The organism is Paenibacillus chartarius (genome assembly GCF_042432825.1).
GTDB lineage: Bacteria > Bacillota > Bacilli > Paenibacillales > NBRC-103111 > Gordoniibacillus > Gordoniibacillus chartarius.
This window is the reverse complement of the sequence record NZ_JBHLWN010000115.1, coordinates 42,439-52,145: the sequence shown is the minus strand read 5'-3', so window position 1 is coordinate 52,145 and position 9,707 is coordinate 42,439. Positions and strand designations below refer to the sequence as shown.

The window sequence follows — 9,707 nt, the reverse complement described above, 5'->3', positions numbered from 1 at the left end:
TTCTACCAAAGATTTGGAGCCCTTTTTATGTTTTTAATGCGCAGTACTTTCGAAATTCAGGCTAAATAAAATAATTGAATTCAAAATTGCAACACTCATGCCAATGATAGTTCCAATCCTAGAAGGAAATTTTACGAAGTGCTTGATTTCTTCCAAATTCTTTCCCACCTTGTTTTAACGATTTTTCCATATAATGAACCCTCAGATTCGAATATTCACATTATGCTGCCGTTTAGTTGAACAGCGGCGGATTAAAAAGGAGTGTCCGCCTACAATTCGCGCTAAAAAAATCGTTGATAAAGTTCTCTCCGACGCTCGCCGGTAGCTGTGCGTAATTGACATGCATAAGTATGCCGAAAGCGATCTGCCCGTTTTGCAAGTAATCCTTCAATATTGTTAACGTTAGCTCCGTAACGTCGAGGTCACCTTTGATGAAGCTGGCAAACGAATCAAGGGTTCAGTTGGAAAACATTAGGCATACGTCCTCCAGCACAAAATGTTGACCCTGGGGTAAGTTCATAACAAAACCTCCCTTTAGAAGCTATTACATCTAGTTTGCTTCTAAGGAGAGGCTTTAATCTGCCTGCTGTTTTGAACTAGCGTCTTCGTTAGTTTAGTCAATTTTGATGTTGTATTTATCATTAAATAAACCAATAATCTCCCGTAACTTATAATCAAGTCTTAACATAACTTCAGTGACGAGGCTTTTTGGTATCTGCTTATAATACGCTTGTGCGATACCACCGGTGATACACGCAATCGTATCACTATCGCCGCCAATTGAGATTGCTTTTCTTATCGCATCTTCAAAATCAGTTGATTCTAAAAAAGCAATGATCGCTTGTGGTACAGACCCTTGACAACTAGGATCAAATCCATATTGAGGCCGTATTTCATCTAGTGTTTGATTTAGATTGTATCTAAATTTACGCATAATGAAATCCTGTATTTCAGTCTTCGAATGATTTTTTCTAGCTAAAAAGACCGCACAGGCCACAGCTTGAGCTCCAACGATACCGTGTTTATGGTTATGTGTCACTAATGCAGATCGTTTGGATTCCCGTATTACTACTTCTAATGAATCATAGGCAAAACCGATGGGAGAAACTCTCATCGCAGATCCATTTCCATAACTTCGATATGCTTGGGCACTAGGATTCGCTGCCCATTCCTCAAATTTCTGTCCATAACCTACGCCTGGATACCATTTGGCATACTGACGCAGTTTATTGGCATACAACTTTTTGCCGTTATAATAATCTCTCAACCAGTTGCTATGCATGTTTTTACTTAGGACAGCATCGGCTATAGCTATGGTCAATACAGTGTCATCAGTATATCTCGTAAATCGATCGAATAATTTAAATTCAGTAGATTTAACGTTATGCCACTCGAATACGGAACCAATTACGTCCCCAACAACCGCTCCTAACATTAGTCACCTCCACAAGAGATCATGATGATCATTCAGCATTAGTATTCTTTCAATAATCGAGTAGATCCGTTAACCATGCACGAATAAACCTTCCATTTACGTGTGCCGAACATGTCTCTTTTCATAAAACGATGCTGCCCGTTAGCGTGGAAAAGCTGTTGGTCGTTCGTGGCATCTTCTTGTTGGAGGTATTGGACTCTTTACTACCGAAACTTTTCGAATTCATTCTTCAACCAGTCATGACTATCTCATTAAGCTCGTTATTTAGAATGCATATTTCCTCAATTACTTAATGGTGGCTAACCTCTCCTTAGCCTTTTCACGAATTTCTTCATCTTTATCTTCCGTAAGGATTTGTAAAACTGAACGGGTTGCTTTTTTATTCAATGCAATCCTCATTCGAACAGAAGAATCTCTGTCGACTGCCAGTTTTAGTTGAATGGGTTCAGATCTGAATAACTTTCAATTACTTCAAGCCAAACTTTCCGGCTGTCGTAGGTAATCCCCCTACTGCCTTTACTCATAAGTCTCAATATTTTTGAGTATAAAGTAAATTTCTCATGAGTAATTTCGTAAGTCAAGCTACAGACGACGATCCGTCTGAAAACTATGAAAATTAAAGTTTGTCAGTGAAATTAACAGCGCTCTGAACAGGAAAAAAAGGAAGGCTCACTGCGCCTCCCCCTGTCAATCTTATGAATTCACCGTTCTGCCGCTAAGACGCGTGCCGGCGGTTTCTTTTTCCGTTGTTTCCTCGCCGTACTGCTCGCGTTCGATTTGCGCCAGCGTCTTGCCTTGTGTATTCGGCGCAAAGACTATACCGATGATGGCCGACAGAACAAGGAACGCGATCATCAGCGTACCTGCCGTTGCAAAGCCCAGATTCGTGATCAGCGTCGGCATAATCAGACTCCAAATCGCCACCCCAAGCCGCGCGACGAAGAACATGATGCCCTGAGCTCTTGCCCGGAAGCGGGTCGGGAACAGCTCTCCTGCCCACAGGCCGTAGAAGGCTTGGGCTCCGAAGCCTGCAGCGATTCCCCACAGCAGCATGAAGCTCAGCAGTACAGGCATGCTCATATCCATGTAGGTAAGCATCAGCCACGAGACAATGCCCATCACCGCCGAAACCGCGAACAGCGTGCGGCGATTCTTCTTATCTCCAAGCTTCATAAATACAAAGTAGCTGGATAGAACCGTAAAGACCCACAATCCCGCCTGCAGCAAATTCGCGTGATCGGTCGAAATGCCCCCGACCGTTTCGTAAATGTAAGGCATGAAGAAGCCCATAGCCCCTGCCGTCAAATTCCAGAACATATATATGCCGAGCAGTACGAGCAGCGACCGGCGGTTCGCCTTATGCTTGAAAAATTCCGAAAGCGACTGACGGGATGCCGTTTGCTTTTGCTTGGAGGCATTTTGCTGAAGCGCTTTTTCTTCCTTCCATACTTTCGATTCGGAAAGTCCTTGGCGGATATACCACGTAATGAACGCAATAACAAGCAGGTGGGCGAAAATAAGTCGGCTGCCCAGCAAACCAAGCGGTGCGAGAGCTACCGAAAGCAGCAATGCGATGACCGGTCCCATGGACCAAGCCAGCTGGGCCATCCCTGTGTGCTTGGCTCTTTGATCGGCCGGCGCTTCCTCCGCGATGTAAGTCCAGGAAGCCGGTACGCCTGCACCGACAGCCAGTCCGACAACAATATAGCCGGTGAGCAGCATCGGGAAGTTGAATAAGCACACGATTAGCAGCATCCCGATCATATAGATGATCAAATCGTACGTATAGATGAATTTGCGGCCGTATTTATCGCATAAATGGCCGCCTATCAGCGCGCCGACGGCGGCGCCGAGCGCGTTTGCGCTGAGGGCTCCCAGAAGCCCTACTGAAAAATCGTTCAAATTCAAGTACTTTGTCCATAAAGATAAGCCGCCTGCGCCGGCTACGATGGAACCAGCTTCAATATAGTTTGACATGGCGACGGATGCCGTTGCCTTCATGCCTGTCGTCTTTTTGCTGCCTAAGCTGATAGCCATTTGTGGTCCTCCTTTACGCTTGTCCCTTGTCTGGTATTTCTTTAATATATCCACTATAAGAAAAAGGACTGTCGAGGCATAGACCACAAAGTTCAGGATAGGTATACGTTATTCAGAATGTATCTCTTTTCCGGCATTCAGCTGCTCTCTGTATTTGGAGGGAGACTGCCCGCTCCACTCCTTGAAGAGTCTGCCGAAATATTTGGGATTCTGGTAGCCCACCTGCTGACTGATCTCCAGCAGCTTGACACCGGGATCACGCAGCATTGCCGCGGCTTGCTCCATTCGGCGGCGCGTGACATAATCCAATATCGTTTCTCCCGTCTGCAGCTTGAAATATTGGCAAAAATAGTTTGGATTCATATGCACCTGCTCCGCGATCCGCCGGATCGTAATATCGCCGCCGAGATGCTCCGCGATCCAGGCTTTGGCCTGCTCGACCGGCTGCGTATTGCCTTGCTCCCTAACCTCTTCGATCTGATTGAGCGACGTCCTGACAAGCCGCTCAAGCTCCAGCTTCATCTCCTGCAAATTCACGGCACGCTTCACGGTATTCAACGCCTCCTCCACAGAGAAGCAGGGAGCCCCGCAGCTTTCAAGCCCAACCGAATGAATGAGTACGACGGTACTCTGAACCGAGCTCTGGATAGCACCGGGCGAGGACATGCGCTCTATCACCTTGAACACGGCTTTGCACAGTTCCGCCGCTTCGTCCTTTCTGCCCTGGCCTATCGCCTGCTTCAGCTTCTGCTTCAGCTGTGTGAGTTCCATGTCCGGCTTTTCTTCGTTCTTGCCCTGCTCCGCCGCCGCCGCAGGCGTAAACCGTTTGTTGCCCCCATGCAGCAGCCGGTAATGGATGAGTGACAGCACTTCCCGCTTCGCTCCCGGCAGCAAGTACAAGTCCTCCAGCCAATCGCCATGGGCAATGGAAACGGTAAATGGCGTGTAGGTCTGAATCGCCGATCGAATCGATTCCGAGACGGCCTCGGCCGCAGCGTCAAGCACTTCGCCGCTATCCGTCGCCGGATGATACAGCAGCGCCCAGAATTCAGCGCCGCTCCCCCGCCACGACCAGCCGCCCGCCCCGGACGGCGTGCCGCACCAATCTGTTCTCGTAACGATTTCGTCAATGATATTCTCTAAAGCATAATAATATGCCTGCCAGTCTTTCTCCGTATAGGCACGGGTTTTGACGGGCATCGCGTCTAAACTGATATACAACAGCAAATACAAGCCCTGCGGAAAATCATCGACCCAGAAGCCGAGATGGGACAAATCATTCCCTGTTGCAGCGGAGGTAATGTAGCTGAGAACCTGCCTTTGCCGGGTTTGCCTTAGCTTGTCCGCCTGCCGCGACATTTCTTCCCATTGCATTCGGCTTAGCCGCTCCTGCTGCACCCTATCCTTTACTGCCGCCAGCCGCTCGCGGAACAGCTCACGGTCAATCGGCTTCAACAAATAATCGATAGCGCCTTCCCGGAGCGCTGTCCGGATATACTCGAAATCATCATAGCCGGTCAGGAGCAGCGCACTTAAGGAAAAGCGGCTCTTCGCCTCCTTGATGAGCGTGAGACCGTCCATCTCCGGCATCTTGATATCGGTGATAAGCAAATCCACTCCGCCTTGATGCTCGATCAAATACTCAAGAGCTTCCACACCATCAGCAAGTAGGGCTACGACCTCCCAATCTTCGCCGCAGGATTGTACGAGCCGTTCGACTCCTCTGCGAATACGGGGCTCATCGTCGGCAATCATTACTTTAATCGTGCTCACCGCTATCCCCTTTCCCATGTAGATATCGTTCAGTTCCATAAGGCACGCGGATGACCGGAATGCGGAGCGTGACCTCCGTTCCTTTCCCCGGTGCGCTGTGCATTTGAAGCCCGTATGGCTTGCCCAGCATCAGACGGATCCGGGCGTGCACATTCGTAAGACCGAAGCCGGCGTTCGATTTCTTCAACACCGTCCCGTCCAGCTGCCGGTTGAGCTCCGCCAGCTTCTCCTCCGGGATACCCGGACCGTTGTCACAGACCGCAAATACAAGCTCCCCGCCGTCTTCCGCTTCGGCGACCTGCAGCCGGATCCCAATCTCCAGCTGTTTGCGGGCTTCAAGTCCGTGCTTGATCGCGTTCTCCACAATAGGCTGAAGAATAAACTTCGGTGTGTACAGCTTGCTCCTTTCCGCTGCAGGCAGTCTTTCTTCGAATGTAAAGCGGAGCCGGTCCTCGAACCGGAACTGCTGGATGGTCAAGTAGTCCCGCACATGCTGAAGCTCTTCCGCTGCCGTAACGAACTTCGACTGGTTGCCGACCGAGAATCGGAGCATGCGCCCAAGCAGTGTCACCATATCAACTACGGCTTCCCGCTCCCCTTCCTCAACAGCCATGCCTATCGTCTCCAGGGTATTGTAAATAAAATGAGGGTTAATTTGCGACTGCAGCGCATACAGCTCGGCTTCCTTCTGACTTGTTTCGATCTTGACGTTTTTGTCGATAAGCTCTTCGATCGTGATCACCATGGAATTAAAGCTTCGTGCCAGCGTACCCACCTCCGCACCGTTCAACGCATGTTCATCGGCCGGTCGGAAACGGCCCTGCTCGGCTTCGCGCATTAAGCCGCTAAGCTTCTTCAGCGGGCGTGTCACGTTCATGGCGAACAGGATGGAGAGGAGCGTCGTCACGGCGGCAAACCCGATGAACAGTGGGATTGTAACATTCCTAATAAGGTCTGTTTTCGCAGTCAGCTCGCGGAGCGGCACGCTATATGTCAGCAGCCATTCGTATACGGGCGATTCGCTTACGCTGACCAAAGAAGCCTCTCCTCCTGCTTTCCGAAGGATGCTCCCGTTAAAGAGCGGATATTTCGCTATCTCCTGATCGGTTGTGCCGATCCTGCTGCGATCCGAGTCATAGATGATCTGCCCAGACGTCGTCTGAAGCCGTAATATGGCCCCGCCGGTCCGCTCCAGATGCTGCAGGATGCGATCGAGATAAACGACAGCCGGACAGCGACGAACATCGTGCCGAGAGTTTTCTGATTATCCATATCGTTCAGCTGCTTCAAGATCAGGAGGTAAGGCTCGTTATTTTCGAAAGCAAGTCCGATGTCCCCCGGGAGTACAACCTTGGCTTGGCCGCGAAGATCAAGGTCTTGTCCGTAAGGGATCTGCATCTTCTCCCAATCAAAGTCGCTATAGGGAAGCCGGGTGCTTTGAAACAGACGGTTCTTGGATAAAATGAAGACGCCAAGTACGTCCGGATTGCCTCCCTCCAGATACGTGCGGGCCAAGTAGCTGTTCACCGTGAACCGGTCCTTGTTCAGATCCGCCTGGCTCTGGTACGATTCCCGGCGGAGGATGGACATGACCGTATCGGAGCTGGACAGCTGCTCCGGCAGAGCCGCCAATTCGTTCATATAATTATCAATATTGGCCCCGGCATACTGGAGCAGCTTGGGCAAATATTCGCCGTTCTGCTCCTCGATCGAGTGCGTATACTGCCGATACGAAATGAAGCCGAGAAGCGACATCGGAATGACCGTAAGAAACAGGTACGCGATGATCAGCTTGGTACTGAGCCGTAAATCCCGGAATTTCCGGCTTTTCGTTCGCAGCTTATGAACCTCCGGGTGTTCCTGCCGCTTACCGTCAAAAATCATACTGTCCTACATTCTGCTTGGTAAAATCAAGCGGCGCCCCCATGATCACCTTATCGCCGCTCACGCGGATATTGCCAACATTGTATACAGCCTCGCCGTTGTAGGGAAGATGTCCGTCCAAATACTGCTTCGCCAAGGCGACGGTCAAATAACCAAGCCTTTTCGGACTCCACAATGTCGCCATTTGGGCCGAGCCATCCTGCAGATAAGAGCCGATAAGGAGCGGAGTCGACAGCCCAACGACTTGGATGGCACCTGCTTTGCCCGCCTCCTTCACCGCTTGAGCCGCGGCCGGTGTCGCAATCGACGAATTGCCGATAATGCCCGCTAAATGCGGGTGCTCCTCCAAGAGCCGCTTTGCCGCTTCATAAGCCTCTTGAGGAACGTCATCCGTCGGCACAACCGCTACCAGCTTCTTGTCAGGATAAAATTCCTCCCTCTGCTTCCGGATCCACTGAATCCACTCGTTCAGATTGGACGCCGACAGCGCCCCGGTTAGAATGGCAAACTCGCTGTTTTCCGGAATATGGGAAGCCATTGTGTCCATAAGATGCCGGCCCAATGTCTCGGAGTCCACCATATTGATAAAGAATGCTCTGGCTTCGGGAAGCGTGTCCGAATCCCAGGTAATGACTTTGATCCCCTGCGCTTTAGCCTGCTTCAGGACAGGGACGAGCCTCGCCGGATCGTTAGCCGATACGGCCAGCAGGTCGACCCCGCTTGCGATAAGTCCTTCGATCACCTTCACCTGCTGGTCGGCATCGGCGGTTTGGGGCCCGCGGAATACCACCTTCATCCCCAGATCGGCTGCAGCTTCACGTGCACCGTCATAGGCGGCGTTGAAATAAGGGTTCTCCATCGCCTTCGGTACGATGCCGATCGTATAGCTCTCCATTCCCTCCGGCGGTAGGGCTTCGCCAGTTTGTTCCGCACCAGACGGCTTTTTTGCTTCCAGGCTGTAAATGACCTCGTACTGCGGCTCTCCGTTTCTCGCGGTGCAGGCGGTCAACAGAAGGCCGATCAAGATGAGACCGCTTATTCTCTTTAGCATGCTGTACCCTCATCCATTGTTAATTTGTATACAGAGTAACATACTCGTTTCGCGAATTGCATCCATCTATCTTTTGGCATTTGCGTCCCTTTCCGGCACCCCTTGCATATTAAGAGATGAGCTTAAGTCCGACGGCAGCAGCTAATACCATAGCAATGAAAAGAATACGGCGCCATTCTTTGGATTCACCGAAGAAAAACATGCCAACTAAAGTGCCCCCGACAGTACCAATGCCGGTCCATATTGCATAAGCCGTACCCATCGGAAGGCTTCTCATTGCGTAACTCAAGCATAAGAAACTTAGAATAATTCCCCCGGCAAAGAGCAGATAAGCCTGTACGTTATTGTCACGTTTGATCCGGTTCATCCCGAGCACACCGACTACTTCAAATAATCCGGCAATAAATAATGATAACCAGGCCATTAACTCGATACCTCCTTAGATGTTGAGGAGCCGCCGACTAATTTCAATCCCAATACGCCCGCCAAAAGTAATGCAATGAGAAATAGTTTGGTCCATTTAACCGGTTCGTCGAATAGAATCATCTCGGAAAGTACGGTTCCAGCCGTCCCAAGCCCTGTGAATACCGCATAGACCGTACCCACAGGTAAAATCGTAGATGCGATAATGATTAAGCCAAACGAAATGACAACGGCGGCAACAGTCCCCGCCCAGGTTACTAAATCATCCGCATGCTTAAAGCCAATGACCCACATTACCTCAAATAGCGCACCGATCATGATGAAAATCCAACCGCGATTCATGTTTAGTCCTCCTTTAGATGGTTCTTATACCCCGCCAAAAAACATGCCATGCAGCCTCTAGTCGTTTCATGAGGTGATCGTTATCGCCATAAAGCATTTCAACAAAAATACTATCCAGAACCGCCATATAGGCGCCGGTCGCTTGTTCAAGCGTAACGTCTGCATGGACCAAGCCGTCTTCCTTCGCGGATTGAAACAGCACTTTGGCTTGATCAGCCATTTGGTCGATATAAAACAAGCTCAGCTGTATCGATTGCTGCCGCAAATGAACGGGAGGAAAAAATGACATCCGCAAGAAAAACTTCGTACTCTCTTCTTTCTCATACCGCTCTTTATATCCGGATAAGAAGCCGAAAAGCTGTTGTTCCAGCCGCACATTATGTTCAGGCCTCAGGTACCCTTCAACAAAATGCAGCTCTCTCTTCGCCGCATCCTGATATACCGCCATAAATAGGTCGTCTTTGCCCTTGAAGTGGTTATAAATCGAAGGTTTCTTGATCCCTACTTCTGCAGCTATATCTGCAAGCGAGGCGCCCTCATATCCATTTCTTGCAAAATGGCGAAGCGCGACATTCATAATTTTTTGCGCTGTCATATACATTCCCCCAAGTCACTAACTACCGGTCGTTAGTTTTTGACTAACGCTTGCCACTTTACCATAGTGACTGTCGAAGTTCAATTTTTTTTATTTGGTGTCACACATTCCGTCCATGTTGCTTCATCGGTATACCGTCAAAACAAAAAAGGCAGCCACTGTCGGCT

At 49.8% G+C, this 9,707-nt stretch carries 9 protein-coding genes; all 9 read right to left on the bottom strand.

The annotated features are described in order from the left end of the window. Window positions 1-613: 613 nt before the first annotated feature. Window positions 614-1,435: an ADP-ribosylglycohydrolase family protein gene (locus ACFFK0_RS28235; protein WP_377474315.1), complete on the bottom strand. Its 822-nt coding sequence runs from the start codon at window positions 1,433-1,435 to the stop codon at window positions 614-616. A gap of 693 nt (window positions 1,436-2,128) precedes the next feature. After that, window positions 2,129-3,472 (bottom strand): MFS transporter, encoded by a 1,344-nt coding sequence (locus ACFFK0_RS28230; protein ID WP_377474313.1) that lies wholly within the window; start codon window positions 3,470-3,472, stop codon window positions 2,129-2,131. Between the two features lie 108 nt (window positions 3,473-3,580). Next, window positions 3,581-5,245, bottom strand: coding sequence for a response regulator transcription factor (locus ACFFK0_RS28225; RefSeq protein WP_377474311.1), 1,665 nt, complete (start codon window positions 5,243-5,245; stop codon window positions 3,581-3,583). After that, window positions 5,232-6,281: a sensor histidine kinase gene (locus tag ACFFK0_RS28220; protein WP_377474309.1), complete on the bottom strand. Its 1,050-nt coding sequence runs from the start codon at window positions 6,279-6,281 to the stop codon at window positions 5,232-5,234. The genes ACFFK0_RS28225 and ACFFK0_RS28220 overlap by 14 nt, the downstream gene beginning before the upstream one ends. A 56-nt stretch (window positions 6,282-6,337) precedes the next feature. Further along, window positions 6,338-7,129: a cache domain-containing protein gene (locus tag ACFFK0_RS28215; RefSeq protein ID WP_377474307.1), complete on the bottom strand. Its 792-nt coding sequence runs from the start codon at window positions 7,127-7,129 to the stop codon at window positions 6,338-6,340. Continuing rightward, entirely contained in the window at window positions 7,119-8,180 is a 1,062-nt protein-coding gene (locus ACFFK0_RS28210; protein WP_377474305.1) for an autoinducer 2 ABC transporter substrate-binding protein, read from the bottom strand. The genes ACFFK0_RS28215 and ACFFK0_RS28210 overlap by 11 nt, the downstream gene beginning before the upstream one ends. Before the next feature lie 109 nt (window positions 8,181-8,289). After that, window positions 8,290-8,604, bottom strand: a complete 315-nt coding sequence (locus ACFFK0_RS28205; RefSeq protein WP_377474303.1) for a DMT family transporter — start codon at window positions 8,602-8,604, stop codon at window positions 8,290-8,292. Beyond that, the gene (locus ACFFK0_RS28200; protein WP_377474301.1) at window positions 8,604-8,945 is read right to left on the bottom strand and encodes a DMT family transporter; all 342 of its coding nucleotides are present in this window, start codon (window positions 8,943-8,945) and stop codon (window positions 8,604-8,606) included. The genes ACFFK0_RS28205 and ACFFK0_RS28200 overlap by 1 nt, the downstream gene beginning before the upstream one ends. A gap of 13 nt (window positions 8,946-8,958) precedes the next feature. Next, window positions 8,959-9,540 (bottom strand): TetR/AcrR family transcriptional regulator, encoded by a 582-nt coding sequence (locus ACFFK0_RS28195; RefSeq protein WP_377474299.1) that lies wholly within the window; start codon window positions 9,538-9,540, stop codon window positions 8,959-8,961. Window positions 9,541-9,707 lie beyond the last annotated feature (167 nt).